This is a genomic window from Ensifer oleiphilus, assembly GCF_013371465.1.
In the GTDB taxonomy this organism is placed as follows: Bacteria; Pseudomonadota; Alphaproteobacteria; order Rhizobiales; family Rhizobiaceae; genus Ensifer; species Ensifer oleiphilus.
Window position 1 is genome coordinate 874,307 of record NZ_JABWDU010000003.1, and the last position, 25,951, is coordinate 900,257.

General features: G+C 62.7%; 27 protein-coding genes. 14 read left to right on the top strand and 13 right to left on the bottom strand.

The window, feature by feature from the left end; genetic code table 11:
* Positions 1–169 precede the first annotated feature (169 nt).
* The gene (hemN, locus tag HT585_RS16515; protein ID WP_176353945.1) at positions 170–1,522 is read left to right on the top strand and encodes an oxygen-independent coproporphyrinogen III oxidase; all 1,353 of its coding nucleotides are present in this window, start codon (positions 170–172) and stop codon (positions 1,520–1,522) included.
* Positions 1,523–1,592: 70 nt separating this feature from the next.
* Here the strand turns inward: hemN and HT585_RS16520 are convergent, their stop codons facing one another.
* The 6 genes from HT585_RS16520 to HT585_RS16545 form a co-directional block, all read right to left on the bottom strand.
* Positions 1,593–3,494 (bottom strand): nitric oxide reductase activation protein NorD, encoded by a 1,902-nt coding sequence (locus HT585_RS16520; RefSeq protein WP_176353946.1) that lies wholly within the window; start codon positions 3,492–3,494, stop codon positions 1,593–1,595.
* A gap of 10 nt (positions 3,495–3,504) precedes the next feature.
* Positions 3,505–4,317 carry a CbbQ/NirQ/NorQ/GpvN family protein gene (locus HT585_RS16525; protein ID WP_176353947.1) on the bottom strand — a complete coding sequence of 271 codons (813 nt, stop codon included), beginning with the start codon at positions 4,315–4,317 and terminating at the stop codon, positions 3,505–3,507.
* A gap of 69 nt (positions 4,318–4,386) precedes the next feature.
* Entirely contained in the window at positions 4,387–5,733 is a 1,347-nt protein-coding gene (locus tag HT585_RS16530) for a nitric-oxide reductase large subunit (RefSeq protein ID WP_176353948.1), read from the bottom strand.
* A 24-nt stretch (positions 5,734–5,757) separates the two neighbouring features.
* Complete coding sequence (locus HT585_RS16535) at positions 5,758–6,210, bottom strand: c-type cytochrome (RefSeq protein WP_065794809.1); 453 nt, start codon at positions 6,208–6,210, stop codon at positions 5,758–5,760.
* Between the two features lie 169 nt (positions 6,211–6,379).
* Positions 6,380–6,658, bottom strand: coding sequence for a cytochrome C oxidase subunit IV family protein (locus tag HT585_RS16540; protein WP_176353949.1), 279 nt, complete (start codon positions 6,656–6,658; stop codon positions 6,380–6,382).
* 5 nt (positions 6,659–6,663) lie between these two features.
* A complete protein-coding gene (locus tag HT585_RS16545) occupies positions 6,664–7,221 on the bottom strand; it encodes a cytochrome c oxidase subunit 3 (protein ID WP_176353950.1) in 558 nt (185 codons plus the stop codon).
* 123 nt (positions 7,222–7,344) lie between these two features.
* Here HT585_RS16545 and HT585_RS16550 point away from each other — a divergent pair, with 123 nt between their 5' ends.
* The 3 genes from HT585_RS16550 to HT585_RS16560 all read left to right on the top strand — a co-directional run bounded on the left by HT585_RS16550 (position 7,345) and on the right by HT585_RS16560 (position 8,746).
* Positions 7,345–7,506, top strand: a complete 162-nt coding sequence (locus HT585_RS16550) for a hypothetical protein (protein WP_173421374.1) — start codon at positions 7,345–7,347, stop codon at positions 7,504–7,506.
* A 120-nt stretch (positions 7,507–7,626) separates the two neighbouring features.
* A complete protein-coding gene (locus tag HT585_RS16555) occupies positions 7,627–8,043 on the top strand; it encodes a hemerythrin domain-containing protein (RefSeq protein ID WP_176353951.1) in 417 nt (138 codons plus the stop codon).
* A 10-nt stretch (positions 8,044–8,053) separates the two neighbouring features.
* Positions 8,054–8,746: an NnrU family protein gene (locus HT585_RS16560; RefSeq protein WP_176353952.1), complete on the top strand. Its 693-nt coding sequence runs from the start codon at positions 8,054–8,056 to the stop codon at positions 8,744–8,746.
* Here HT585_RS16560 and HT585_RS16565 read toward each other — a convergent pair.
* Positions 8,695–9,321, bottom strand: a complete 627-nt coding sequence (locus HT585_RS16565) for a UbiX family flavin prenyltransferase (protein WP_176353953.1) — start codon at positions 9,319–9,321, stop codon at positions 8,695–8,697. The two genes, HT585_RS16560 and HT585_RS16565, sit on opposite strands and share 52 nt — an antisense overlap.
* Complete coding sequence (locus HT585_RS16570; RefSeq protein WP_176353954.1) at positions 9,318–10,829, bottom strand: UbiD family decarboxylase; 1,512 nt, start codon at positions 10,827–10,829, stop codon at positions 9,318–9,320. The genes HT585_RS16565 and HT585_RS16570 overlap by 4 nt, the downstream gene beginning before the upstream one ends.
* Positions 10,830–10,942: 113 nt before the next feature.
* Between HT585_RS16570 and ubiT the strand changes: the two genes are divergently transcribed.
* From ubiT to HT585_RS16590, 4 genes are read left to right on the top strand one after another with little or no spacing between them, the layout of a single operon-like run.
* Positions 10,943–11,449 carry a ubiquinone anaerobic biosynthesis accessory factor UbiT gene (gene ubiT / locus HT585_RS16575; RefSeq protein WP_176353955.1) on the top strand — a complete coding sequence of 169 codons (507 nt, stop codon included), beginning with the start codon at positions 10,943–10,945 and terminating at the stop codon, positions 11,447–11,449.
* Positions 11,440–12,417 (top strand): ubiquinone anaerobic biosynthesis protein UbiU, encoded by a 978-nt coding sequence (ubiU, locus tag HT585_RS16580; protein WP_176353956.1) that lies wholly within the window; start codon positions 11,440–11,442, stop codon positions 12,415–12,417. Before ubiT ends, ubiU begins: the two co-directional genes overlap by 10 nt.
* Before the next feature lie 4 nt (positions 12,418–12,421).
* Positions 12,422–13,372 (top strand): ubiquinone anaerobic biosynthesis protein UbiV, encoded by a 951-nt coding sequence (gene ubiV, locus HT585_RS16585; protein ID WP_176353957.1) that lies wholly within the window; start codon positions 12,422–12,424, stop codon positions 13,370–13,372.
* Positions 13,357–13,749 (top strand): hypothetical protein, encoded by a 393-nt coding sequence (locus HT585_RS16590; protein WP_176353958.1) that lies wholly within the window; start codon positions 13,357–13,359, stop codon positions 13,747–13,749. The genes ubiV and HT585_RS16590 overlap by 16 nt, the downstream gene beginning before the upstream one ends.
* Before the next feature lie 257 nt (positions 13,750–14,006).
* Here HT585_RS16590 and HT585_RS16595 read toward each other — a convergent pair whose 3' ends face one another.
* The gene (locus tag HT585_RS16595) at positions 14,007–14,195 is read right to left on the bottom strand and encodes a twin-arginine translocase TatA/TatE family subunit (protein ID WP_173421366.1); all 189 of its coding nucleotides are present in this window, start codon (positions 14,193–14,195) and stop codon (positions 14,007–14,009) included.
* A gap of 431 nt (positions 14,196–14,626) precedes the next feature.
* Here HT585_RS16595 and HT585_RS16600 point away from each other — a divergent pair, with 431 nt between their 5' ends.
* Entirely contained in the window at positions 14,627–15,607 is a 981-nt protein-coding gene (locus HT585_RS16600; protein ID WP_176353959.1) for a sugar-binding transcriptional regulator, read from the top strand.
* Between the two features lie 107 nt (positions 15,608–15,714).
* Here HT585_RS16600 and HT585_RS16605 read toward each other — a convergent pair whose 3' ends face one another.
* The 4 genes from HT585_RS16605 to HT585_RS16620 form a co-directional block, all read right to left on the bottom strand.
* A complete protein-coding gene (locus tag HT585_RS16605) occupies positions 15,715–16,062 on the bottom strand; it encodes a DUF3088 family protein (protein ID WP_176353960.1) in 348 nt (115 codons plus the stop codon).
* Positions 16,063–16,532: 470 nt separating this feature from the next.
* Positions 16,533–17,576 (bottom strand): substrate-binding domain-containing protein, encoded by a 1,044-nt coding sequence (locus HT585_RS16610; protein ID WP_112833332.1) that lies wholly within the window; start codon positions 17,574–17,576, stop codon positions 16,533–16,535.
* Between the two features lie 52 nt (positions 17,577–17,628).
* The gene (locus HT585_RS16615; RefSeq protein ID WP_176353961.1) at positions 17,629–18,696 is read right to left on the bottom strand and encodes an ABC transporter permease; all 1,068 of its coding nucleotides are present in this window, start codon (positions 18,694–18,696) and stop codon (positions 17,629–17,631) included.
* Positions 18,686–20,209, bottom strand: coding sequence for a sugar ABC transporter ATP-binding protein (locus HT585_RS16620; RefSeq protein ID WP_176353962.1), 1,524 nt, complete (start codon positions 20,207–20,209; stop codon positions 18,686–18,688). The genes HT585_RS16615 and HT585_RS16620 overlap by 11 nt, the downstream gene beginning before the upstream one ends.
* Positions 20,210–20,355: 146 nt before the next feature.
* Between HT585_RS16620 and mtnK the strand changes: the two genes are divergently transcribed.
* From mtnK to HT585_RS16645, 5 genes are read left to right on the top strand one after another with little or no spacing between them, the layout of a single operon-like run.
* Positions 20,356–21,627, top strand: a complete 1,272-nt coding sequence (mtnK, locus tag HT585_RS16625) for an S-methyl-5-thioribose kinase (protein ID WP_176353963.1) — start codon at positions 20,356–20,358, stop codon at positions 21,625–21,627.
* Complete coding sequence (gene mtnA / locus HT585_RS16630; RefSeq protein ID WP_176353964.1) at positions 21,624–22,718, top strand: S-methyl-5-thioribose-1-phosphate isomerase; 1,095 nt, start codon at positions 21,624–21,626, stop codon at positions 22,716–22,718. Before mtnK ends, mtnA begins: the two co-directional genes overlap by 4 nt.
* A 3-nt stretch (positions 22,719–22,721) precedes the next feature.
* Positions 22,722–23,657, top strand: coding sequence for a transketolase (locus HT585_RS16635; protein ID WP_176353965.1), 936 nt, complete (start codon positions 22,722–22,724; stop codon positions 23,655–23,657).
* A gap of 2 nt (positions 23,658–23,659) precedes the next feature.
* Positions 23,660–24,661, top strand: a complete 1,002-nt coding sequence (locus HT585_RS16640; protein ID WP_176353966.1) for a transketolase family protein — start codon at positions 23,660–23,662, stop codon at positions 24,659–24,661.
* Positions 24,661–25,779 (top strand): RuBisCO large subunit C-terminal-like domain-containing protein, encoded by a 1,119-nt coding sequence (locus HT585_RS16645; protein WP_176353967.1) that lies wholly within the window; start codon positions 24,661–24,663, stop codon positions 25,777–25,779. Before HT585_RS16640 ends, HT585_RS16645 begins: the two co-directional genes overlap by 1 nt.
* The last annotated feature ends 172 nt before the right edge of the window (positions 25,780–25,951 follow it).

Genomic DNA, 25,951 nt, shown 5'->3' on the forward strand with positions numbered 1-25,951 from the left:
AACGGCCCGGATTTACAAAGCCTAGTGCCGCGGACAACGCGACATTTTGTCGAAGCGCAAACAAATCCCGCTTTGCGGCCTATTGCCCGCGTACTTGGCTTTTCGCAAAGAACTGGCGTGGCCGCCGGCCTAGAACGGATCGATCGTTTCGACATCGATAGGAACCGCCATGCAATCCACCGCCCTCCTGAAATACGCCGAGATGCGCTTGCCGCGTTACACCAGCTATCCGACTGCGCCCCGGTTTTCCGCGGACATCGGTCGCGACACCTACGCCGATTGGCTTGGCGCCATCCCGACGGACAGGGATGTCTCTCTCTATCTGCACATCCCCTTCTGTCGGTCGATGTGCTGGTACTGCGGTTGTCACACCACGATTACCCGGCAGGACGAGCCGATCCTCGACTACCTCAATGTCCTGAGGCAGGAGATCGGCATGGTCGCGGATCGTGCATTCGGTCCGCTGCCGATCGGCGAGGTCCATTTCGGCGGCGGGACGCCGACGATCATCGAACCGGAAGAATTCCTTTCCCTGATGGTCCTCCTGCGTGCGCGCTACCGCTTCGGTCCGCAGACGGGCGTGGCCGTGGAAATCGACCCTCGTCGCCTGACAGTCGCCATGGCGCAGGCGCTGGGTGAAGGCGGCGTCAGCCGCGCCAGCCTCGGCGTCCAGAGCTTCGACCCGGTCGTGCAGAAGGCCATCAACCGGATCCAGAGCGAGCAGCAGACGGCCGACGCGGTGGCGCATCTTCGCAAGGCCGGTGTGGCAGGCATCAATTTCGACCTGATCTATGGATTGCCGCACCAGACGGTTCGCTCCTGCGTCGAGACTGTCCAGGCGGCAGTGGCGCTGCGGCCGGAACGCTTTGCCGTCTTCGGCTACGCGCATGTGCCGTCGTTCAAGAAACATCAGCGCATGATCGACGAGACTGTGCTGCCCGACGCTTCGGCGCGCACCGATCAGGCGCTCGCCATCAGCGAAGCGCTTTGCCAAGCGGGTTATCGCCAGATCGGGCTCGACCACTTCGCCCTGCCGAACGACGATCTGGTGCTCGCACAATCCTCCGGCATGCTTCGGCGGAACTTTCAGGGTTACACCACGGACAATTGCGAAACGCTGATTGGCTTCGGTGCCTCTGCGATCGGTCGCTCGCGAGACGGCTATGTACAGAACGAGGTCCCCCCAGGCCTTTATGCAAGCCACATCGCGTCCGGCCGGCTGGCAACCACGAAGGGTTACCGCCTGACTGGGGAGGATCGTCTGCGTGCCGAAATCATCGAGCGGCTGATGTGCGACTTCACGGTCGACATCAAGGCAATCGCCACGGCACACGGGCGGGATCCGGATTTCCTTCTCGGCGGCAATGTGCGGCTGGCGACGATGGCCAGCGACAGCGTCCTCGATATCGCCGATGGCGTCTTGACGGTCCGGCAGGATCATCGCTTCGTGATCCGCGCCGTCGCCGCGGCATTCGATGCATATATAGACGACGGACAGCGCACGCACAGCAAAGCGGCCTGAACCGCTGCCAACACCCAACACGAAAAGGCCCGGTCGCGACCGGGCCTTTTCCATGTTTCAAATCAACCTTCTATCCCGCCAGGCTTCGGTAGATCGCCGGTAGTGCCGCCGGGAGCCGGGCGATGTTGCCGACCAACGCATAGCCGTTCTGGCCGAACATGGCAGGCACATAGGACTGCGCCTCGCGGTCGACGGTAACGGCAAAAGCGCTGATGCCGCTGCGCCGCGCTTCCATGACGGCCTTGCGGCTGTCCTCCAGCGCGAAGCGCCCCTCATAGTGATCGACGTCGTTCGGCTTGCCGTCGGTCAGGACCAGCAACAGCTTCTTGCTGTTGAGCTGTTTCTGCAGTTCGGCTGTGGCATGGCGGATGGCGGCCCCGATGCGGGTATAGTATCCCGGCTTCAAGGCGGCGATCCGGCTTTCGACGAGCGGGCTCATCGGCTCGTCGAAAGCCTTGACGCTCTCCACCTTCACCCAGTCTCGCCGCCGCGAGGTGAAGGTGAGGATCGAATGATTGTCGCCGCAGGCAGACAGGCCATGGGTGAGAATGAGCAACGCCTCCTTCTCGACATCCAGCACCCGGCGATTGTCGGACCAGGCATCGGTCGAAAGCGAGACGTCCACCAGGATCGTGACGGCGAGATCGTGAACTTGCGGGCGGCTCATTAGGTGGATGCGATCGCTCCCCTGCCCGCCGGCAGCCAGATCGGTGCGGGCGCGCACCACAGCGTCGAGATCGAGATCGGCGCCGTCGATCTGCGCGCGCAGCATTTCATTGCGCGGCCGAAGCACCTCGAACTGGCGCCGAACCCGCCGGATCAGGCTTTTGGTTTCCGCCGTCAGCTCAGCTCGGTCTTCGATGCCCGAGGCCGGGCCTGTCAGGACGCGGCAATGGTCCTTGAGATAGCTCGACGTCCTGTAGTTCCACTCGGGATAGGTCAGCTCCGATGTCAGCGGCGTCGGATCGACGGCTTCCGGCGGCAGGTCGAGGTCGAAGCGGAAACGCGCGGACGGGCGGCCCTTGCGCTCGCCCAGCGTCATCTCGTCCAGATCCTGCGCCGCCTTGTTGTCGTGTTCATCGCTGTCGTCCGACGGTCGGTCGACATTGACCATCTCGGCCATCGCCAGGATCTTCTCGAAGCGATTGAGGATGAAGGGGCTGCGATCACCCTTGCGGTTTTCGGGATTTTCCCGGACGGCCACGTGGCGTTCGGTCTCGGCAATCTGGCTGGAGGCGGCACCTGTTGCCGCGATATCGTCATCGCGTTCTGTTGCCGTCTCCGGCCGCAGCAAGGTATCCGGCCACAGCGGAACCGGCAGCAGCGGCAAATATCCCGCTGGCGCGCGATGCGGGAAGATCACCGGCAAAGTCGTATCCGGCTGGCCGGCCGCCTTGCGCAGCAACCGCAGCACGCGGTTTTCGACATGCTGCTCCACCGAAGGAAGGGAGCCGCGCTGACGCTCGACAAGGACGGCTTCTGCCAGGCGGCAGTATTTGTGGCGCATGCCTGGGAAGCGTTGGAAGACCTCGGCCACGGTCTCCTGCGCCTGGGACAGATAGGACAGGTCCGCCTGCAACGGATCCGCTTCGTCGCGGGGGACGAGCGGCATGGTCGCCATGTACGCGACCAGCCAGAAATAGAGATCGATGTTGAGTCTTCTGTCGGGAAAAATGTCGATCTCGCCAGGCAGCATCAGCGAAGCATGATCCCGACCGGGCTGAACGAGCTTTTCCTCGCCGAGCCCCATTTTCTGTCGCCACTTCAGCCGATGGCCCGATGTGCGGCCGCGCGCCGGCACGATCTGGACCGCGGTTTCGCCGCCGTGTCCCCGAAAGCTGATCGCCAGCATCGGCATCATGTCGACCAGCTTGACGGCCTGCTCGGGATAACGTCGCCAGGTGCCGGTGTTGCCGATGAAGCTGTGCCAGGCGCGCCCGACCGTTTCTTCGAGTTCAAGGAAATCCAGCATGGCTCAATCCTCAAGCGATCAGGGAGGCCGCAACCTCAAGAAGGGCCGCCCGCACGTCCGGCTCATCGGTCAGCGGCTCGATCATCGCGGCACGCACCGCGTCCCGGACAGGCATTCCGGCATCGATCAGGCAGGCGCAATAGACCAGCAGGCGGGTCGATACTCCCTCCTCGAGATCATGCCCCTTGAGGGCGCGCAGGCGGTGAGCAAGGTTGACGAGTGGTGCCACCTGGCTTGTAGCCAGTCCGCTCTCGCGCGAAACCACCTCGATCTCCTGGTTGCGCGGCAGGAAATCGAACTCGATGGCGACGAAGCGTTGCCGCGTGCTGGGTTTCAGGCTCTTGAGCAGGTTCTGGTAGCCGGGATTGTAGGATACGACCAACATGAATGCAGGCGGGGCTTCGAGCAGCTCGCCGGTGCGCTCCAGCGGCAGCATGCGGCGGTCGTCGGTCAGCGGATGCAGCACGACGGTCACGTCCTTGCGTGCCTCAACGATCTCATCGAGATAGCAGATCCCGCCTTCACGCACGGCGCGCGTCAAGGGACCGTCAACCCAGACCGTATCGCCGCCTTTCAAAAGGTAGCGCCCGGTCAGGTCCGCTGCAGCCAGATCGTCGTGGCAGGAAACGGTGGAAAGCGGCAGGCCTAGCTTTGCCGCCATATGGCTGACGAAACGCGTCTTGCCGCAGCCGGTCGGCCCCTTGAGCAGGAGTGGCAGCTGGCGAACCCAGGCATTCTCGAACAGCGCGCACTCATTGCCCGAGGGGCTGTAGGCGGGAATGTCGATCGATACCGGCACCAGGCTTGGTTGAACAATGCTCATGGCATGTCTCCGTGAAAGAGGACGGGGAAGAGATTGGCCGGTCTGGGCGACCCGAACCGGCGCGTTCATTCATTCGGCGGGTTGGATCGATGCACTCAGCTTTTCGCTGCGTTCCCGACCGGGGACGAAGATCGCCCAGACGAACATCAGCGCCGAGATCAGCACGAAGACGCCGGAGCCGAGCCGGATCCAGTAGAACAGCGCGAGCTGGTCCTGGACGTCCATGTAGCTCTCGCCGAGAACCCGCTGCAGATGGGACTGAAGCACGCCGGCAAAAGTCAGCGCGAAGGTCATGACCGACATCGCCGTGCACATGATCCAGAAGCTGACCGTGGAAAGCATCTGGTTGTAGGGCGCGCGCCCGCGGATCTCGGGGATCGCATAGGCCATGACCGCAAGGTTGAGCATGACATAGGCGCCGAAGAAGGCGAGGTGGCCATGTGCGGCAGTCACCTGAGTGCCGTGGGTATAGTAGTTCACCGACGACAGCGTGTGCAGGAAGCCCCAGACGCCGGCACCGAAGAAGGCCATCACCGAGCATCCGATCGACCATAGCAGCGCCGCCCTGTTCGGATGCTTGCGTCCTGCCTTCCATGTCATCACGAAGGTGAAGATCACCATGGTGAAGAACGGCGCGACCTCAAGCGTCGAAAACAGCGAGCCGATCCACTGCCAGTAACCCGGCGCGCCGATCCAGTAATAATGGTGGCCCGTGCCGAGAATGCCCGAGAACAGCGCCAGGCCGACGATGACATAGAGCCACTTCTCGACGACTTCCCGGTCGATGCCGTTGAGCTTGATCATCAGGAAGGCGAGCACGGAGGCCATGATCAACTCCCAGACGCCTTCGACCCAGAGGTGGACGACGTACCACCAGTACATCTTGTCGAGCGCGAGATTGATCGGGTTGTAGAAGGCAAAAAGGAAGAAGATCGCCACGCCCCAGAGCCCGAAGATGAGGATGTTGGTGACGGTGGTCTTGCGGCCCTTAAGGACCGTCAGCGTGATGTTGTAGAGGAACATCAGCGCGACGATGACGATGCCGACCTTGATCGCGAAGGGTTGCTCGAGAAACTCGCGACCCTCGTGGATGCGCAGGAGATAACCGACGACGGCGATGGCAGCGGCGATCAGGAAGATCCAGAACTGCGCGATGGCGATCTTGGTGCTGTAGAGTTCGGTCTCCGCCTCCTCAGGCAGGAGGTAGTAGGTGGCGCCCATGAAGCCCATCAGCAGCCAGACGATCAGCGCGTTGGTGTGCACCATGCGAACGATGTTGAACGGCAGCAGTTCGGACAGGGTATTGGGAAGGACATAGATGGTGCCGGCAAGCACGCCGAACAGCACCTGGGCGAGAAACAGGCCGATTGCTCCGTAGAAGTAGAGCATTGCGACCTTCTGGGTCTGGTATTTCATGATTTCGCACTCCAATCGCGGCGCTTAGCCGGCCTCGTTCGGCGGCCAGTTCTGGGTCTTGATGCGGCTCGTCCACTCCAGGAAATCGGCGAGGTCGTTGAGTTCCTGTTCGGTGAGGTTGAACTGCGGCATCTGGCGGCGGCCTTCGATGCCGCTCGGCTGCGCGGCCATCCAGGCCTTCATCGTTTCGCGCGCGCCGTCCGGATCGGTCTCGCCGCCCCAGCGCTTCCAGACATTGCCGAGTTCAGGCGCGAAATAGGCGCCTTCGCCGAGAAGCGTGTGGCAGTTGATACAGGCGTTCTTCTCCCAGACGTGCTTGCCGCGGGCGACTGCGTCCGTCAGCGTCGACTCGTCGGTGGAGACCGTGCGCATGTAGTAGTGACTGTGGGCGGTGAGCCCGACAAAGATTGCAAAAAAGAAGAAGGACCCGCCGTAAAAGACGTTTCGGGCCCCGGTCTTGGTGAGGCGTTCTGCCATCACGTGATCCTTTCGACTTCAGCCGGCCTTAGAAACCGGGGCCGGCTTTTCTGATCCCCTCCCCGCCTGGAGCCGCGACGTGCGGCGCCGAACTATCGGGGCGCGAACCATGTCTAGGGATTTCCGGAAGGCCTTCTTTGCGTTTTGGCAAACAGGACAAAGAGTAGTTTCAAACGGATAGCACCATACTCATCGCCAGCTTTGCGACCGCCAGCAGCGCAAGCGTCACGGGCCAGGCAAGAAGACCAAACAGCAGGCCGGCCGGTGCCTGACGCAGGCCCATGAAATCCATGGCGACAAGCCGGCATTTGATGACTGCGAGCACCAACAGAGCCGCGGTCACCAGGGCCGTCCCACCCCAGACCGCCATAACGGCCATGCCCGACAGCACGATCGCGATCAGCACGGCCCAAATGTTGCGAAGTCGACGTTCATTGTGGTGCGTCATGGCCATCACACGAGATAGACGAGCGGGAACATCACGATCCAGACAAGGTCGATGACGTGCCAGAGCGTGGTGATCAGCACGATGTTTCCCGGGCTCGGGCGCCAGGCGACCAGCAGCAGGATGGCACTGCCGAAGGCGACGTGCAGCAGGTGGAAGCCGGTGATGAGGAAATAGAGTTCGAAGAAGGCGCCGAACTGCGGCAGTCCGGCCGCGCCGATTTCGGTCGAATATTCGAAAAGCTTGATGGCGACAAAACCAAGGCCGAAGAGCGCGGCGAGAGCGAGCGCACGACGGCGCGTGGTCATCGAAGCGGCCGGGCGCGCCGCCAGGGCTGCCTGCCAGCCGCTGGTCAGAAGGACGAGCGTATTGATGCCGGCGAGCAGAGGATTGAGATGCGATCGGGCCGACGCAAACGCGTCTGCCTGGAGGAACCCAACGACGAGAAAGCCAGCGAGCAGGATGCCGAAGGCCGCCAGCTCGCTCCACACCAGCACCCAAAGCAAGAGGTCGTCGGCGGATGCCTGGTCTTCTTGGTCTTCCATCGGAAGGACGTGCCCGTCCATGTGCCAACTCCTTTGCCGGAACCGGACGTCAGCTAGGCAGGCAGGCGCTTTCTGTCTTTGCGATTGCGCAAAGAGGCAGGCCAGCCGGACTGATAGCAGCAGGATCGTTCCAGGAGTTTTCCGATGACAGATGCACAAATCGGCCTTTCCGTCGCAACCCCGATCATTGTCGGGTTCGCCATCCTTCTCTACCGCATGGGCGTTCTGCAGCGCGCGGCGACCCTGTCGGCTGTGCTGTTCTCCATCGCCATCGCCGTCGTGCTGTTCCTCGATCCCTCGCAGTAGCTGCGTCACGCCGCGGCGTCCTCCAGCCGGTCGCCGTCTACTTTGCGAAATGTCAAAGATCGCCCAGTCGATTGCGCCTAGACGGTTGCGGGATGACAAATCTCGATCACGGAGCGGCCGATGTCCGGAGACGATGCCCTGGAAGAAGGTTATCAGCGCCTTCTGCGATTGTGCGATGACCTTGAGGCCATTGCCGATTCCCTGCCGCGCCATATCGATCCGGCCGTTTGCCGCGACGTTGCAGCCCGGCTGCCTTCCACGCTTCTGGCCGTTCACAGGCTGGAGGATAAGATCCTGTTTCCAGCCATCACGGCAGCGAGATATCCTGACGAAGGGCAGCTTCTGATCGATCGTTTGCGCGACGAACACCGGCATGACACAGACGCGGCCGGACAGGTCGCCCGCGTTCTCAAGGAACTGCTTCACGCGCGCAGCCCGCACAGCTGGGAGGCCATCGGCTACATGCTGCGCGCCTTTTTTGAAACCGTTAGGCGCCATGTCGCAACCGAACGGTTGCTTCTCGAAGAGAGGATTTGAGACCCGGCCGATGTATAATTTCCTCGCGGCATTTGCGGTATTCCTTGCCCTTCACATGGTGCCGGCATGGCCGACTTTGCGTCAGCGGCTCATCACGCTATTGGGACGGCGAACCTATTTCAGCGTCTATTCGCTGCTTTCAATTGTCGCGCTGATCTGGGTTTTCCAGGCGGCACTCGCGCTTGATTTCATCCCTCTCTGGGAGCCGGCCCCGTGGCAGGCCTGGACGACATTCGTCCTTGCGCCATCAGGCGTCTTCCTCGTTCTCGCCGGCCTGTTCAGCGAAAATCCTCTTTCAGTCTCTGTTTTTCAAGGGAACGATCGGAAAGGCGCGATCGTCAGCATCACGCGTCACCCGGTGCTCTGGGGGTTCCTGCTTTGGGCACTCGGCCATGTCGTGGCCAATGGCGACCTGCGCTCCCTGGTGCTTTTCGGCGGCTTCGCCCTGTTTGCGCTCGGCGGATTCGTCATGGTGGAAAAGCGCGCCCACTGCCGGCTTGGCGATGGCTGGGCAGCCAATTCGAAGGGCACCTCGGCATGGCCTTTTGTCGCCATCCTGAAAGGCCAGGCGCGCCTGCGCGCAGATCCGGTGATGATCCTGTCGGCTTTCGCAACCGCCGCGATTACCTTCTGGCTGCTCGCGGGCGGCCATTACGCGATGTTCGGCGCAGATCCCTTGTTGCAGGCATTGCCTTTCGGCTGAACTTCCCCCTGCCAGGCGACGGCGAGCGGCGCGATCGGCAATGCGAGAAGATCGATCGCCCTTGCGGCGAGATGATCGACGATCGCCTCGACGCTATCAGGCCGGTGATAGAAGGCCGGGACCGGCGGCATGACGATCGCGCCCATCTCCGTCACCGCACACATGTTGCGCAGGTGCCCGAGATGAAGCGGCGTTTCGCGCGCCATCAGGACGAGACGCCGGCGCTCCTTGAGGTGCACGTCGGCGGCACGCACGATGAGATTGTCGGCAAGCCCATTGGTGATCGCCGCAAGCGTGCGCATCGAACACGGCGCGACGATCATGCCGGCGGTCGGAAACGATCCGCTGGCGATCGCAGCGCCGATATCGCCGTGGTCATAGGTTCGGTCCGCCTTCTCCAAGAGCCGCAACAGTGCATGTCCGCCAACCTCATGGGCGAGCGTGCGGTGTGCCGATGGCGACAGCACCAGATGCAGTTCCACTTCTTCGATCCGCGCAAGCCGCTCGGCAATGCGCAACGGAATGGCGGCACCCGATGCACCGGTGATCCCCAAGACAATACGGTGCCGGCTCATGATGTTTTCCTTTCAAGCCCGAGTTCGGCCCAGATAGCATCGACCTGGCGCACGACGTCGGGCGTCATATCGAGGACACGCCCCCATTCGCGATCGGTCTCCGAACCGATCTTCGTCGTTGCATCGAGCCCGAGTTTGCCGCCGAGGCCGGTGCGTGGCGACGCGAAATCTAGATAGTCGATCGGCGTGTCGGCAACGACGGTAACATCGCGGCTGGCATCAAAGCGTGTCGCCAGCGCCCACATCACATCGGGCCAGTGGCGGACATTGATATCCGGGTCAACCGCGATGATCAGCTTGGTGTAGCTGAACTGCGGCAGCATCGACCAGAGCCCCATCATCAGGCGTTTCGCCTGCCCGGGGTAACGCTTGTCGATCGCGACCACCATGGCGCGATAGGAACACGCTTCCGGCGGCAGCCAAAGATCGGTGATTTCAGGAAACTGCTTCCTGGCGAGCGGAACAAAAAGCGAGTTCATCGCCTCGCCCAAGCGCGAAGGCTCGTCCGGCGGCCGGCCGGTGTAAGTTGAGAGATAATAGGGTTTGCGGCGGGTGGTGATAGCGGAAAGCGTCATGACCGGAAACGGCTCGACCGAATTGTAGTAACCGGTGTGGTCGCCATAGGGCCCTTCGTCGGCGGTCTCGGTTGCCGACACCGTTCCTTCCAGCACGATCTCGGCCTGTGCCGGAACGGCCAGCGGCACCGAGGTTGCGGCCACGAGCTGCGTTCGGCTCCGGCGCAAGAGGCCCGCGAAGTTGAGCTCGCTCATCCCCTCCGGCAGCGGCATGACCGAGGCAAGGATCGTTGCCGGATCGGCACCGATCGCCACCGCGACCGGCATATCGCGCCCCTGGCGCTGCCACAGACGGTGGTGCCGCGCACCGCCGCGATGGGCAAGCCAGCGCAGGATCACCCTGTTACGGCCGAGCACCTGCATGCGATAGATGCCGACATTGACATCGAGCGGATCATCCGGCCCGCGGGTGATGACGAGCGGCCAGGTGATCAACGGCGCCGGCTCGCCCGGCCAACACCATTGGATCGGCAGGCGGCCGAGGTCTATATCCGCGCCACGCCAGACGATGTCCTGGCACGGTGCGGATGTCATATGCTTCGGACGCATGAAGAGCGCCGAGCGCAATAGCGGCAGCCGATCCCAGGCATCGCGCAGAGACGCGGGCGCCCGGGGATCGCGCAGGTCCGCGAGGTCGCGCGCAAGGCTGGCCAGTCCGCCGTCGCCCAGACCGAATCCGCGCTCGATCCGGCGTTCGGTGCCGAAGAGATTGGCGAGCAGCGGGATGTCGTGGACCCGCCCGGAGGCATCGACGGGTCGCTCGAAGAGGAGCGCAGGGCCGTGATCGGCCAGAATGCGCCGATGGATTTCGGTGATCTCATGGACCAGGGATACGGGGCGAGAGATGCGTTTCAGCTCTCCCTCACGCTCCAGCGCACAGGCAAAATCCTGAAGCGATGCAAATCCCCTGGCTGGACGGAAGCTCTTGTTCATTCCGCCTCTTAGGGGCGGCTAATGCCCGATGTCTTTGACGTGGGACAAACAGCGGCGGCGACACGGCGACTAGCATGCCGCCATTCTTTGCTCCGTTTTCATGCAGGCAGCCCATGACCCTACCCTTTGCGATGACCGCACCGTTGCGGTTCGCGCCGCTTCCTCTCATCGAACACGCCACGCGGCTCGTCTTTGCCCAGGTCGTTCGGCAGTACCCTGACCTTTTCGACCGGCTCGGGGAGCACGCCGACAAACGCTATGCCTTCGTCCCCACGGACCTTCCACTGGTCTTTCTGATAGAGCCGGCGGCTCGACGCATTTCCGTTCACCACAAGCCGCACCTGCCGGCCGCCGACGCCTGCATGGGCGGCACCTTCGTACTGCTCCTGGCGCTGCTCGAGGGTCAGCTCGATGGCGATGCCGTATTCTTCTCCAGAAGCCTGACGATAACGGGCGACATGGAGGCCATGTTGGCGCTGCGCAACGCGCTCGACGACTGCAATATCGACCTGCCGGCGGATATCGCCCGCATGAGCGGCCCGTTCGCGCCCCTGGTTCGGCGCGCGGCCAGCGAAATCAGGACACGCGCATTGTCGGGGGAGGCCGCCAGATGGAACTGATCTGTCCGGCAGGCACGCCAGCCGCCTTTCGCGAGGCCGTGGATGCCGGCGCCGATGCCGTCTATTGCGGCTTTCGCGACGAGACCAATGCCCGCAACTTTCCCGGCCTGAATTTTTCCCGCGACGAGCTGAAGACGGCGATTGCCTATGCCCGCCGACACAAGGTGATGACCTTCGTCGCCATCAACACCTTCATGCGCGCCGGACAGGAGAAGCTCTGGCATGACGCCGTCGATGATGCCGTACGCCTTGGCGCCGATGCCCTGATCCTCGCCGACTTCGGCTTGATGGCCTACACCGCCGAGCGCCATCCGCAGCAACGGCTACACGTCTCGGTGCAGGCGTCCGCCTCCAACGCCGATGCGGTCAAATTCCTGGTCGAAACCTTCGGTGCGAAGCGTGTCGTGCTTCCGCGCATCCTCACCATTCCCGATGTCGCCCGTCTTGCGCGCCAGATCAGCTGTGAGATCGAGGTCTTCGTTTTCGGCGGGCTTTGCGTGATGGCGGAGGGGCGCTGCTCGCTGTCATCCTACGCCACCGGCAAATCGCCCAACATGAACGGCGTCTGCTCGCCGGCAAGCCATGTGCGCTACCGCGAGGACGGCAGCGAACTCGTGTCGGAACTCGGTGACTACACGATCAATCGGTTTCCCGCCGGCGAGGCCGCCGGTTACCCCACGCTCTGCAAGGGCCGTTTCGACATAGCCGAGGAGCGCGGATACGCCTTCGAGGATCCGGTTTCGCTCGACGTCATGGACCATATCGATGCCTTGCGCGATGCCGGCGTCGGAGCACTGAAGATCGAGGGGCGCCAGCGCGGCAAGGCCTATGTCGCCGAGGTCGTTTCCGTCATGCGCCGCGCTGTCGCTGCCGATGCAACTGAGAGACCCGCCTTGCTGTCGCGCCTCAGGCGGCTCAGCGAAGGACAGAAGACGACGTCGGGCGCCTATGAAAAGCGGTGGAGATAACGACATGCCTGCTACCCCCCACCTCTCGCTCAGTCTCGGCCCCGTGCTCTACCTTTGGGACGGACCCAAGTGGCGTGACTTCTATTTCCGCATTGCCGACGAAGCCCCGGTCGACCACGTCACCCTCGGTGAAGCGGTCTGCTCCAAGCGCCTGCATTTCATCGAGCCGCATGTCGCCGAAGTCATCGAACGCCTGGAGGCCGCCGGCAAGAAAGTCAGCCTTGCTTCGCTGGCACTCGTCACCCTGGAGCGCGAGAGCCAACTCGTGCGCGGCCTGGTGCGCGACAGCATCCACCCGATCGAGGCCAATGATCTGTCTGCGCTCGGGTTGCTTGCCGGCAAACCGCATTCGATCGGGCCTCTGATCAATGTCTATAATGGAGCCACCGCCCGATTGCTGGCGTCGCGCGGCGCGACCAGCATTTGCCTGCCACCGGAGTTGCCGATGGCGTCGGTCAGCGAGATCGTTCGTGATGCGCCTGACGTCGCGTTCGAAATCTTCGGCTTTGGCCGCGTGCCGTTGGCAATCTCGGCGCGTTGCGCTCACGCCCGTTCCAAGGGCCTGGTGAAGGACAATTGCCAGTTCATCTGCGGCGACGACAGCGATGGGCTCATTGTCGAGACGCTTGATCGCCAGCCGTTCCTCGTCCTCAACGGGGTGCAGACCATGTCCCACACATGCCAAAGCCTGCTGCAGGAACTTGCCGACCTGACTGCCGCCGGCATCAGCCGGATCCGGCTATCGCCGCAGGACTGCGACATGGTGACGGTCGCCCGCATCTATGAATCCGTCGCCGCCGGGCTGATGTCTGCGGCCGAAGGCCTTGCGCGTCTGGTGGCCGCCTATCCCGGCGTGCCGTTGTCAAACGGGTTTCACTATGGCCAGACCGGCGCGTCGTGGATCGAAGCACCTGCCGGCGCGCGCAATGGAGGTGAAAGATGGCAGATGCGTTGACCCTTTCCGTTCGCGAGCCGGCTGGCGATGCCGATCCCGCTGACATCGTCGCCGGTATCCGTCGCCTGATTGCCGGCGCGACGCTCGATTGCGCCTGCCGGGCGGAAATCGATCAGTTGCTCCTCCAGTTCGAGCGGTTGGCCGCCGGCCGGTACCGGCGCCGCCGGCTGGACCGCGCCAGATATCAACGCCGGCGCATTGCGGCCATCGCGGAACTACTTTGCGAACTCGATGAAGTTGACGACGAGGAGGTGGATGGCAGCCTGCTGGCCGAAGCGCAATTGCTGTTCGAGGATATCGCCGAAGCCGCACGCACCGGCGCTGTCATCCTTGCAGGCGCACAACAGGTGGACCGCAATACCGAGGCCAGCGCATGACGACTGAGCGAGGCACCAAGGGCAACCTGCCCGAGCTGGAATTGGCGAACGATCCCGGCTTCGAAAATGCTACGTCACTTTCCTTGCTGACAGATGGCCGGCTTCGCCATCGCCGGCACCTTTCTTGGCACCGTGCCGAGCACACCCTTTCTTCACCTGGTAACGGGCCGGTTCGTTCACGCCTCGCCGGAACTTGAGCGTCAGCTGACGGCCGACGGCACCGGGCGGCTCGCCGTGATCCACCCGGTGCGGGTCGATCACGCCTCACGCTGGCTACTGTCGATCTCTCCTTCCGGCGGCGCGGCGGCATCATCCTTGAGGCCGTGCTTGAAATTGCGAATGCCCTTGGCGACATCCCCCATCAGCTCCGGAATCTTGCCGCGTCCGAACAGGACCAACACCACCGCAAGCACGATCAACCAATGCCAGATACTCAAAGACCCCATGTCTGTACTTCCTTGAAACTTTTCCGATGCGGCCGGGCGGCGACTGCTCGCCGGCTGCAACACAGGATTAGCGCGCGTTCGGCGGCATATCCTTGTCAGGCGACAAACAGACGGCAGCGTTCCTCGATTTTCGAGCCATGATCCGGCACGGCGCTGCCTGCTTGCAATTCATGTGCACCGGGCGCAGGAATCACCGATGGTCCGGGGGCCATTCACCTGCAGCGGCTCGATCCGCGCCGACCGGTGCCTGCATGGCAGCAACCGACAGCGCGCCACGGGCTTCCGTCGGGCGCCGTGGCGCACAGATCAGGCGAAATCGGTTGGCCCTGCGGTTGGGCAAACATTGCCCGTTTCGGCCGGGGCCGAGCAACGATTTGACTTATGTCATGAGCGGTGAATAATGTCAGGGATTGACAGCATGAAGGATCCCCATGCCTATCCGCAACACCGACCAGATCATGCACAAGGCCGCATGGCTCTACTACAGCCATGGGCTACGGCAGGATGAAGTCGCGCAGAAACTGGGCATATCACGTGCCTCTGTTGCCACCTATCTCAGGCGGGCACGCGAGACCGGTATCGTCAATATCAGCACATCGACGGAGCTTTTTACCGACGATGTGCTGGCGCGCGAACTGGAGGACGCAACCGGCGTGACGACCGCGTGGATCGTGCCGGAGGATCGACAGGCCATGGACCCGACGGCGGAGATGCCGGTGCTGGCCGCATCCGTCTTCCTCGAGCTGATCAACAAGGGCGACCGCGTCGGCGTCGCCTGGGGACGCACGGTTTACCACATCGCCGACGTGATGCCCTTCGCCGATCTGCGCGGCGTCACGGTGGTGCAGCTCTGCGGCAATCTCGGAGCGCCCTATTCCTATCGACCGGATCAATGCACGACGGAGATCGCGCGCCGGCTCAATGCCGAAGGCATCAATTTCTACGCACCGCTCGTCTTGTCATCCGAACGGCTGGCCGAAGAGCTTCGCGGCGAGCCGGTGATCCGCGAACAGTTGTCCACGATCGCCGACTGCCATCTGGCGCTCTATTCCGTCGGCGGCATCGAAGACGACAGCCATCTCGTCAAATGCGGCGCGCTCAGCGCCGATGAAATGCACCGCATGGGCGAAGAAGGGGCCGTCGGCGTCATCGCCGGGCAGCTGATCGACGGTGACGGCCAATGGGTGAACTGCGCCCACAATCGACGCTGCATCTCCGCCGATCTCGGATCGATCCGCGCCATCGAGAAACGCATGCTGGTCGTCCAGGAAGACAGCAAGTTCGAGCCGTTGATGGCCGCGCTAAAGGGGGGCTTCGCCTCGCATCTCGTCGTCACGACGTCGATGGCGCGCCGGGTAATGGAGCGCTGGCAGCGCGACGGCCTGAGCAAGGTGCACGCCGCGACCGTCTGAAGCAGATCGCGCAAAAGTGTGCCATGGCCTTGCGATAACGACATGCGCAAAAACAAGAACGTAAGGAGCGCCAAGCGAAGCTGAAAAATCCCGGCGCGCTTTAGGGCTCAGGGATGTGGATCGGGGAAGCCATGCCGCTCTGACAAGGCGGCAAGAAGCTTGTCCTTCTCGGAAACGAACGCTCTTCCTTGAAAGACGCCCGTTTGATGCTCCGATGTATTGCCGTCTGCCAGGACAAGCAACGGCAAGGATTGGTTTTCCTCTCCGACGAACGCAATAACGGGCAATCGCGGACGAGGCCATGCAATCCGTTCAACGTCGATCCGCTTGGCCAAATCAGGAAACGACGCGAGAACCCCTTCAATAAGCGCACAATGCCAGCAGTAAAATTGCTGCCCTGGATAGGCGGGATCCTTGAAACCCGGCTGAATGAGAAACAGTTTATCTTTCACCACGAGGATGTCCTTTATCCTATCGCCCTAGATATGCTTGAAATGGTCTTTCTTGTCCGCACCGAAGCTTGCCCGATGGTAAGCCTTACAGAAACCCGGGATGCGGGCTTTCATATCTCTCAGGATCGATACGAATTCCTAACACCGAAGCCAGGCAATTTGCCTGGATCTGGAGAGATCGACTACGATTCGCTTGGATTTCGAGCGGAACTTACAAGCTCCTCAATGTAGAGCAAGTTCTTTCTCAAAGTTGAAAGAGGCAGCCCTGTCCGTCGAACGCCAGAACGCAATTTGAATTGAAGTCGCCAAGACTACTCATGTCCCGCAAGGTTTTTTCGCGTTTCTTTTCATTCTTCGAACCGGACCGGTTTTGACGAGGCAGAGATGGAAAAGCGACCCGATGTGCAAGGTTGGCAATAGGAAAACGGGGCGACCTTTCGACCGCCCCGTTCTCTATCAAAACAACACTACGATCAGGGCTTCGGCATCCAAGCCGGCATGGCGACATCGGCATGGGCGAACTGCGGCAGCTTGGTGCCAAGTTCTTCCATGTTCTTGATGTCCTGATCGTTCAGATCCTTCTGGGTGATCAGCGTCGGCGGCACGATGACGCTGCGGCCCGGGTCCTCGCCGGCAAGCAGCATGGCAAGCGTTCTGACCGAAACCTGTCCGACCACGGCCGGATTGGTGGCAGCCGTTGCCGCCCAGGCGGAATCCGGTTCGCGCATCGCGGCGATATCCGAGGTCGAGATATCGGCGGAATAGATCTTCACGCTCTGCGACAGACCGGCTTCATCGACGGCGATCTTCACGCCCTTGGCGAACTCGTCATAGGGCGCGAACATCACGGTGATATCCGGATTGGCGGAAATGACGGAGCGTGCCTGGTTGGCGACCGAGTTGGCGATCGGGTTGTCCATCGTGCCGAACTGCGAGATTTCGTTGATCCCCGAATACTTGGCCTTGAATTCCTTCCAGGTCTCGTCGCGGCGATCGAGCGGCGCGATGCCGGCGACATAGACGTAGCCGGCCTTGAAGCTGTCGCCGTTGTCCTTGATCGCCTGCTCGAGGGCAAGGCGGGCAAGATCGCGGTCGGACTGCTCGACCTGCGGGATCTTCTCGTTCTCGACGTTGACGTCGAAGGCCACGACCTTGATGCCGGCATCGACGGCACGCTGGGCGGCTTCCTTCATCGATTCCGTCAGGCCGTGCTGGATGATGATCCCCTGCACGCCGAGCGCGATCGCCTGGTCGACCATGTCGGCCTGAAGCGCTGCGTCCTGGCGGCTGTCGAGAACCTGAAGCTGGACGCCGAGAGCCTTTGCCTGCGCCTCCACGCCGGCAAGGTAGGACTGGAAGAAGTCGCCGGTCGACAGATAGCGCACCAGCGCGATCTTGACGTCGCCCGGCTTGTCGAACGGCTTCGGCATGTCGGCGGCAAAGGAAGCGGTGGCGAAAGCCACGGTTCCTGCAAGGCCAAGCGCCAGCTTGCCCATTGCTCTGCGTGTAAAGTTCATTTCAGTCTCCTCCACTGGTGAACGTTTGTTTTCCGCCTCCGGGGCTTTCCCGTCAGCGTTTGCCTCTTTTCGAGAGCGCAAAGGTGAAGATCAGGGCGATGACGAGAACCGCGCCCTTGATGAAGTCCTGGGTGTAGTAAGGCGCGTTCATCATCGTCAGCCCCTGGAGCAGGATGCCGACGAAGAGGGCGCCGATGGCCGTGCCGAAGGCATTCGGCTTGGCCGCACCGAGCACGGCAAAACCGATGAGGGCTGCGGCGACTGCATCGAGCAGCAGGTTGTTGCCCGAGGCGATATCACCGCGGCCGAGGCGCGCGGCCAGCAGAATGCCGCCGATCGAGGCGAAGACGCCCGAGATGACATAGGCCGAGATCTTGTAGGCATTGACCGGGGCGCCCGCCAGACCGGCGGCGCGCTCGTTCGAGCCGACCGCATACATCATCCGCCCGAAGCGGGTGTATTCGAGGAAGAACCAGATCACGACCGCCAGCACGATCAGCACCACCACCGAGACCGGCACCAGGTTCGGCAGGACCAGATCGAAGCGGTGACGTCCGAGCGCCAGGAAGGCGGGGCTAAACGTGCCTGTGGCGACCGAACCATCGGGAAGCGTCATGCCGGCGGCAATCGAGCGCCCTTCGGTCGGGATGCGCTGCAGGCCGAGCAGCAGGAACATCATGCCGAGCGTCGCCAGAAGATCCGGCACGCGCATATAGACGATGATGATGCCGTTGATCAGCCCGACGAGAACGCCGATCGCCAGGCAGACGAGCGTTGCCGTCAGCGCGTCGCCGCCCATCACCACCATCACATAGGATGACGCCATCATCGACGTGGTCGCGACCGAGCCGATCGACAGGTCGAAGCCGCCGACGACGAGCGTGGCCGTGACGCCGAGCGCCAGGATGCCGGTGATCGACACGGATTGCAGGATGAAGACGGCGCTCTGCGGCGAGGAAAACCCGCTCGTCACCAGCGAGAAATAGACAACCAGTCCGGCGAGCAGAACAAGGAAGCCGTATTTGATCGCCACGTCGCGCAAGCTTATTGCCGGACTTGCCGGCGGCACCGGCAGCGCGGAAGCGGCGGGCGTTGCGGGTTTCATCTGTTCACTGCTCATGGGGCTGTCCCTGCTGATGATGTTGACCGGCGATCTCCTGTAGGAGGCGCTCGACGTCGACCGAGGCGTTGCGATGCTCGCCGACAACAGTATGCTCGGACATCACCAGAATACGGTCGGCAATCTCGAAGGCTTCGTCGAGTTCGGTCAGGAAAACGATGGTGGCGCGACCTGAGGCCGAGGCGCGCAGCTTGGCGCCGATGTCGCGGCGCGCGGCGATGTCGACGCCCTGGAAGGGCTCGTCGAGGATCAGCAGGCGCGAGGGCTCGGAAAGCCAGCGCCCGACCATCACCTTCTGCTGATTGCCGCCGGAAAGGGTCTGCATTTCGTCGCGCTCGCTGCGGCAGACGACGCCGAGGGCCGCGATCTGCGCCCGCGATTTCGCCCGCTCGGCCGACCGGCTGGATATGCCGAAGCGCGACAGCCGTTTAAGAAACGGCAGGCTGATATTCTCGTAAATGTTGAAATCCGGAACGATGCCGCTGTCGGCCCGATCCTTGGCGACGAGAAACACGCCCTTGGCAATTGCCTGGCCGGTCGATTGTGGATGGTAGGATTTGCCGTCGAGCGTCATCTGGCCGGCCACGGCATGCCGCGCCCCGAACAGCGTTTCGGCCAATGCAGTCTTGCCGACGCCGACAAGCCCGGTGACGGCAACGATTTCGCCATCGCCAAGCGCCAGATCGAACGGACGGGACGTCTCCGTCAGCCGTAGGCCCTTCACCGAGAACACAGCACCGAATCCTTCGCGCACGGTGACGGCGCCTGCCGAGACCTTTTGCCCGAGCATCGCGTTGACTGCACCTTCATAATCCAGATCCGCCCCTTCGAAACGGCCGGTTATGCGCCCGTCGCGCAGCGTGACGATGCTGTCGGCGAGCCGGCGGATGTCGGACATTCGGTGCGAGATATAGAGGATGGCAACGCCGCGGGCTTTCAGCCGGTCGAGGAGATCGAACAGCCGATCGGCCTCCGCACTCGACAGCGACGAAGTCGGCTCATCGAGGATCAGCACTTGCGGTTCATGCGCCATGGCACGCGCAATCGCCACCATCTGCCGGTCGGCAAGCGTCAGGTCGTTGATATCGGCGGAAAGATCGATCGCGAGGCCCATGCGGGCCGCAACGACGGCCGCCTCGCGCCGGACACGGCGCGGGTTGAAAAACAGGCGTGCACCGCGACCATTCAGCCGGTCGAGCGTGAGATTGGTCGCAACATCGAGATCGGCAACGACGCCGTCATTGATGTTCTGATGAACCGTGACCACGCCCGCCCGGATCGCCTCTGCCGGCGTTGCCGGCGCGAATGGAATATCGCTGAGCCGCATATCCCCGGCATCGCTGACGTAGACGCCGCTGAGGATGCGCACCAGTGTCGACTTTCCAGCGCCGTTGGCGCCCATCAGCACCGTGACGGCACCCTTGCGCAATTCGAGATCTACGCCCTTCAGGACCGGTATCGGCCCGAAGGATTTGCGCACGCCCTCGATGCGAAACACTGCTTGTTCGCTCATGCTCTCCTCCCAATGAAAGGCACGTTAGGATGGCTATCCATCAAATGTCAAGGCTGTTGACATTTGACAGAATGGCGACTTACCTATGAGCCACGACAGCATGACGAGGAGCGGCAAAGGCCGGTCATGCGGACATGGAGGAGCCTATGGACAAACACGTTTTCGAGGCGCTGAGCGCCGAAACGCTGCCATCAAGACTGAGCGGCAACACGGCCCTTTGCGACAGGATCGGCGGCGATCATGGCCGCTGGCAGGTCAAGGAGGTCGGCGACGGCAACCTCAACCTCGTCTTCATCGTCACGGGCGAGAAGGGTGCGGCGATCGTCAAGCAGGCGCTCCCCTACGTCCGGCTCGTCGGCGAGCGTTGGCCGCTGCCGCTGAAGCGCTCGTTCTTCGAGTATCACGCCCTCATTCGCCAGGCAGCGCGCGATCCGGGCATGGTGCCCGAAATCCTGTTCTTCGACGCCGAACAGGCAATGATCATCATGGAATACCTGACGCCGCACGTGATCCTGCGGCGCGCGCTGATCGCGGGGCGAATGCTACCGAAGATCGGTCGCGACCTCGGGCTTTTCACGGCCCGCACGCTTTTCCGCGGCTCTGATCTTTCGATGCCGACACGCGACAAGAAGGCCGACCTCGCGCTTTTCGCCGACAATGTCGAACTCTGCGACATCACTGAAAACCTCGTCTTCTCCGATCCCTACTTCGAGGCGGAGATGAACCGGCACACGAGCCCGCATCTCGACAACCTGGTCGAAGAGTTGCGCCGCGACCGCGACCTGAAGGTCGAGGCCCAGCGGCTGAAACATATCTTCTCCGCCAAGGCCGAAACCCTTTGCCACGGCGACCTGCACACCGGCTCGGTCATGGTCACCGACGACGAGACTCGCGTCATCGACCCGGAATTCGCCTTCTACGGCCCGATCAGCTTCGATGTCGGCATGCTCTTGGCGAACTTCTGGATGAGCTACTTCTCTCAAGGTGGCCACGAGACCACCGCCGGCGAACGCGACCAGATGCGCGCCTACCTGCTGGATACGACGGAGACGATCTGGGAAACCTTCTGCGACGAGTTTTCCGCGCTCTGGCGATCCGATCGCAAGGGCATCCTCTACCAGGCAAGCCTTTTCGAAGACCGCAACGATCCGTTCGGCTCGGAACAGGCACTGACCATCGTTCTCGATGAGATCTACCGCGAGATGCTTGGCTTTGCCGGGGTCGAGATCCTCAGGCGCATCCTCGGCCTTGCCCACAATGCCGATTTCGAAACCATCGACGACCTCAGCCGCCGCGCCCAATGCGAAAGCAAGGCGCTGAAGCTCGGCCGTCATCTCGCCGTCAACCGGGATCGCATTGCGAGCCTCAGGGACATTCGCGCCACCGCGCAACGGCTTCAGCAGGAGACACTTTCGTGAAAGTCGGAGAAAAGCACTACCATACGATCTGGCTCAATGCCGATGGCCGCTCGGTCGATATCATCGACCAGCGCTGGCTGCCGCACGAGTTCCGCATCGTCACGCTGAAAACGGTTGCGGATGTTGCCGTTGCCATCCGCGACATGTGGGTGCGCGGCGCACCGCTGATCGGCGTCACCGCCGCCTATGGCATCGCGATTGCCATGGCCGACGACCCGTCCGACCGGCATCTCGACGCTGTCTGGGAAGAGCTCAACGAGACCCGGCCAACGGCGATTAACCTGCGCTGGGCGCTCGACGCCATGCGGCAGTTCCTGCGGCCGCTACCCGCCGAAGATCGCGCCGAAGCCGCCTACAGACGCGCCGGTGAAATCGCAGAAGAGGACGTCGAACTCAACCGGGCGATCGGGGCGAACGGCCTGAAGATCATCCGCGAGATCGCCGCGACCAAGAAGCCCGGCGAGCCCGTCAACATCCTCACCCACTGCAATGCCGGCTGGCTCGCGACCGTCGACTACGGAACGGCAACGGCGCCGATCTATATGGCGACCGAGGCGGGCATTCCCGTCCATGTCTATGTGGACGAGACCCGGCCGCGCAACCAGGGTGCGCAGCTGACCGCGTGGGAGCTGAACGGCCACGGCGTGCCGCACACGCTGATCGTCGACAATGCCGGCGGCCACCTGATGCAGCACGGCGCCGTCGACATGGTGATCGTCGGCACCGACCGCACCACGGCCAACGGCGATGTCTGCAACAAGATCGGCACCTATCTGAAGGCCCTTGCCGCCAGCGACAACGATGTTCCCTTCTATGTCGCGCTCCCCTCGCCGACCATCGACTGGACGGTCAAGGACGGCGTCAAGGAAATCCCGATCGAGGAACGCACCGGCGACGAGGTGAGCTTCGTCCAAGGGCGTGGCCCCGATGGCGCGATCATCTCTGTACGCGTCTCGCCCGAAGGCAGCCCTTCGGCAAACCCGGCCTTCGACGTGACGCCTGCCCGGCTGATCACCGGCCTCATAACCGAACGCGGCGTCGCCACGGCTTCGCCGCAAGGCCTCAAAGCGCTGTTTCCGGAAAGGAGCTGACCGGTGAGCCTCACGAACCATAAGACCACCGAAGAGATCGCGCTCGGCATCCGCCGCCGCGTCTTCTTCCACACGATGAAGAACAATGGCGGCTATCTTAGCCAGGCCTGCTCGGCCGCCGAAAGCCTCGCCCTGCTTTATAACGAACTCCTCAAGCTCGGTGAGCCGACCCTGCCGAAGGTGCCGCTGCCGTTCCGCGGCGTGCCGTCGGCCGATAATCCCGACGCCTTTACCGGCGCCGGCTATCACGGGCCGGCGGCCCCGGACTACGATCGCTTCATCATCTCGCCGGCGCATTACGCGCTGGTGATCTACTGCGCGCTGATCGAGGTGGGCCGCATGGATGAACACGCGCTCGACCATTTCAACAAGGACGGTAGCTCGGTCGAGATGATCGGCGCCGAGCACAGCCCAGGCATGGAAGTAACGACAGGCTCGCTGGCGCAGGGGCTTTCCATGGCCGCAGGCGTTGCCTTCGCCCGCAAGAAGCGCAAAGAGCCGGGCAACGTCTGGGTCTATATGTCCGACGGAGAATTCCAGGAGGGCCAGACCTGGGAGTGCCTGGCCGCCATGGCCCACCACGGCATCGACAACATCCGCGTCATCGTCGATGTCAACCGTCAGCAATGCGATGGCGCCATGTCCTCGGTTCTCGATCTCGGCGACCTTCCCGGCCGGGTTAAAGCCTTCGGCGCGACCTGCCGCTCGATCGATGGCCACGACCTCCAGGTCATGCGCGACGCGGCCAACAGTGCCGAGCCGGGCAAGCCGCTGGTTATCCTCGCCAATACCTCACCGTTCCAGGGCATGAACTTCCTTAAGAAGCGCTTCCCGCGTCTTCACTACGTGCGCTTCAAGAGCGCCGAAGAGCGGCTCGAAATGCAGACGGCGCTCGCCGCCGAACTGGGCGTCAGCCCGAACGAAATGGAAGGGGCCTGAGCATGGTCGAAATCGTCAATCGCCCTTACGCGAGGGCATTCGAGGCTTTCGCGACAGCGCGCCCGGAAGTGCTTTGCCTTTCGGCCGACCTCACCTCGTCGTGCGAGGTCGACGGCTTCCGCGACCGGCATCCCGAGCAATTTCTGTCGCTGGGCATGGCCGAGCAGAACATGCTGTCCTTCGCCGGCGGCCTAGCCATGCAGGGTTATCGGCCTTTCATCCACACCTTCTCGGTGTTCCTCTATCGGCGCCCCTATGACCAGCTGATCAATTCGATCGCCTATTCCAACCGCAAGGTGCGGCTGATGGGCTTCCTGCCGGGCATCACCACGCCGGGCGGCATCACCCACCAGGCGATCGAGGACATCGCCGTCCTGCGCGCCGTGCCGAACATGACGATCCTCGAAACCGGCGACGCGACCGAGGTCGAAACCGTGCTTGAGGTTGCCGACGCGATCGACGGGCCGGTCTATGTCCGCATTCTTCGCGGCGAGGTCCCCCGTCTCTTTTCGACGCCGTTCTCATTCAACACGTTGCGCACGCTCTCGGAAGGCGACGACATCCTCGTGGTCAGCTCCGGCGTCTGCACCGAGGAAGCCTTGCGCGCCACAAAGCCGATCGAGGCGCGCGGCATCGGGCTTCATCATCTGCACGCCTCGACGCTGAAGCCGTTCGACCGCGACGGGCTTATCAAGGCTGCGCGCGGCAAGAAGGGCATCGTCACGCTGGAAAACCACACCATCGTCGGCGGGCTCGGTTCGATTGTTGCCGAGATAATCGCCGAAGAGGGCCTTGGCGTCCGCCTGAAGCGTCTCGGTCTGAAGGACACGTTTGCCCATGGTGCGTCGAAGCCTTACCTCATGAAGAAGTATGGCCTCGACGCCGGCGCGCTTGTGGCGGCAATCGAAGACCTGACGGGCAAGTCGCTTGGCATCGGCGACGATGAACTGACCGAGGTTCGCCTCGATCACGTGCATTCGGCGCAGAAGGCGGAGGCGCTCTGATGGCTCCGCGGTTCACCGTCAGCTACTACGTCAGGGCGGCCGACGAGGCCGAGGCACGCGCACGGGCGCTCGATATCGCCCTGGAACAGACGGTCGAGATCCCGAGGGATGTCGTGCCCAAAGGCTATGTCGAGGATGAAATCCTCGGCAAGCTCGAAGCCCTGGTGAAGGACCCCGACGGACGGCCCGGCTATCTCGCCAGCATTTCCTACAGCGAGGATGATGTCGGCGGCGACTTCCTGCAGTTCCTCAACATCGTCTTCGGCAACAGTTCGATCAAGCCGGGCCTGAAGGTCGAGAACATCGGCCTGTCCAAGGGTATCCTTGCGCTTTGCCCGGGCCCGAAGCATGGCATTGCCGGCTTGCGGCAAAGGGCCGGCATCGGCGCGCAACCACTGTTGATGTCCGCCATCAAGCCGGTCGGCCTGTCTTCTGCGGAGCTTGCCCAGCGGGCGCATGATTTTGCGCTCGGCGGCATGCATTTCGTCAAGGACGACCACGGGCTGGTGGATCAACGAACGTCGCCATTCGCCGAGCGGCTGGCGGCCTGCGTCGACGCCGTCGGTGACGCCAATGCCAAGGGCGGCGGGCAAGCCAGTTTCGTGCCGAACATCACGGCGTCGGCAAAAGAGCTGTTCGAGCGGGCGATAATGGCGCAGGAGGCCGGCGCCGGTGGTGTGATGATATCGCCGGCTCTTGCCGGCTACGACGTCATCCACACGCTGGCTTCCGATCCGGACTTCACCCTGCCGATCGTTTCGCATCCAGCGTTTTCCGGCGCCAACGTCGTCTCTCCGGAGACCGGCTTTTCGCATCGGTGCTTCTACGGCGCCCTGCAGCGCCTGATGGGCGCCGACGCGGCGATCTATCCGAATTTCGGCGGCCGCTTCGGCTTCACGCGCGAGGAGTGCCAGTCGATCGCCAAGGCCTGCGCCGACGACATGGGTGGCCCGAAGGCGATCGTGCCGGCGCCCGGCGGCGGCATGAACCTCGGCCGCGTTCCCGAGATGCGCGACGCTTACGGAAACGACGTCATGTACCTCATCGGTGGTGCATTGCTGCAAGACACGGACATCGTTTCGGCCAGCCGCCGGATCGTCGAGGCGGTCGCGCGCTAGGCGTCCAACGTTCATAGCCTCCCAAGGCTCTGCCGGGCGCCATGGTGCGCCCGGCAGCTGTGAGGCGCCCCCTGTCAGGGCGCCCTCAGACCACCGGTCCATTCACGGCGACCCAAAATAACGCCCCTCGCTCCTTCAGCATCCAGCCTTCTGGTGGAACCGCGGGAGGCGA

Coding starts and splice junctions, on each gene's coding strand:
- HT585_RS16610 (WP_112833332.1), bottom strand. CDS start 17,576: ATGAACTTTACACGCAGAGCAATGGGCAAGCTGGCGCTTGGCCTTGCA.
- HT585_RS16555 (WP_176353951.1), top strand. CDS start 7,627: ATGTCCGGAGACGATGCCCTGGAAGAAGGTTATCAGCGCCTTCTGCGA.
- HT585_RS16550 (WP_173421374.1), top strand. CDS start 7,345: ATGACAGATGCACAAATCGGCCTTTCCGTCGCAACCCCGATCATTGTC.
- HT585_RS16530 (WP_176353948.1), bottom strand. CDS start 5,733: ATGAAATACCAGACCCAGAAGGTCGCAATGCTCTACTTCTACGGAGCA.
- HT585_RS16520 (WP_176353946.1), bottom strand. CDS start 3,494: ATGCTGGATTTCCTTGAACTCGAAGAAACGGTCGGGCGCGCCTGGCAC.
- hemN (WP_176353945.1), top strand. CDS start 170: ATGCAATCCACCGCCCTCCTGAAATACGCCGAGATGCGCTTGCCGCGT.
- HT585_RS16560 (WP_176353952.1), top strand. CDS start 8,054: ATGTATAATTTCCTCGCGGCATTTGCGGTATTCCTTGCCCTTCACATG.
- HT585_RS16645 (WP_176353967.1), top strand. CDS start 24,661: ATGGCTCCGCGGTTCACCGTCAGCTACTACGTCAGGGCGGCCGACGAG.
- HT585_RS16590 (WP_176353958.1), top strand. CDS start 13,357: ATGGCAGATGCGTTGACCCTTTCCGTTCGCGAGCCGGCTGGCGATGCC.
- ubiU (WP_176353956.1), top strand. CDS start 11,440: ATGGAACTGATCTGTCCGGCAGGCACGCCAGCCGCCTTTCGCGAGGCC.
- ubiT (WP_176353955.1), top strand. CDS start 10,943: ATGACCCTACCCTTTGCGATGACCGCACCGTTGCGGTTCGCGCCGCTT.
- HT585_RS16615 (WP_176353961.1), bottom strand. CDS start 18,696: ATGAGCAGTGAACAGATGAAACCCGCAACGCCCGCCGCTTCCGCGCTG.
- HT585_RS16600 (WP_176353959.1), top strand. CDS start 14,627: ATGCCTATCCGCAACACCGACCAGATCATGCACAAGGCCGCATGGCTC.
- ubiV (WP_176353957.1), top strand. CDS start 12,422: ATGCCTGCTACCCCCCACCTCTCGCTCAGTCTCGGCCCCGTGCTCTAC.
- HT585_RS16640 (WP_176353966.1), top strand. CDS start 23,660: ATGGTCGAAATCGTCAATCGCCCTTACGCGAGGGCATTCGAGGCTTTC.
- HT585_RS16620 (WP_176353962.1), bottom strand. CDS start 20,209: ATGAGCGAACAAGCAGTGTTTCGCATCGAGGGCGTGCGCAAATCCTTC.
- HT585_RS16525 (WP_176353947.1), bottom strand. CDS start 4,317: ATGAGCATTGTTCAACCAAGCCTGGTGCCGGTATCGATCGACATTCCC.
- HT585_RS16565 (WP_176353953.1), bottom strand. CDS start 9,321: ATGAGCCGGCACCGTATTGTCTTGGGGATCACCGGTGCATCGGGTGCC.
- HT585_RS16535 (WP_065794809.1), bottom strand. CDS start 6,210: ATGGCAGAACGCCTCACCAAGACCGGGGCCCGAAACGTCTTTTACGGC.
- HT585_RS16595 (WP_173421366.1), bottom strand. CDS start 14,195: ATGGGGTCTTTGAGTATCTGGCATTGGTTGATCGTGCTTGCGGTGGTG.
- HT585_RS16570 (WP_176353954.1), bottom strand. CDS start 10,829: ATGAACAAGAGCTTCCGTCCAGCCAGGGGATTTGCATCGCTTCAGGAT.
- HT585_RS16540 (WP_176353949.1), bottom strand. CDS start 6,658: ATGACGCACCACAATGAACGTCGACTTCGCAACATTTGGGCCGTGCTG.
- mtnK (WP_176353963.1), top strand. CDS start 20,356: ATGGACAAACACGTTTTCGAGGCGCTGAGCGCCGAAACGCTGCCATCA.
- HT585_RS16545 (WP_176353950.1), bottom strand. CDS start 7,221: ATGGACGGGCACGTCCTTCCGATGGAAGACCAAGAAGACCAGGCATCC.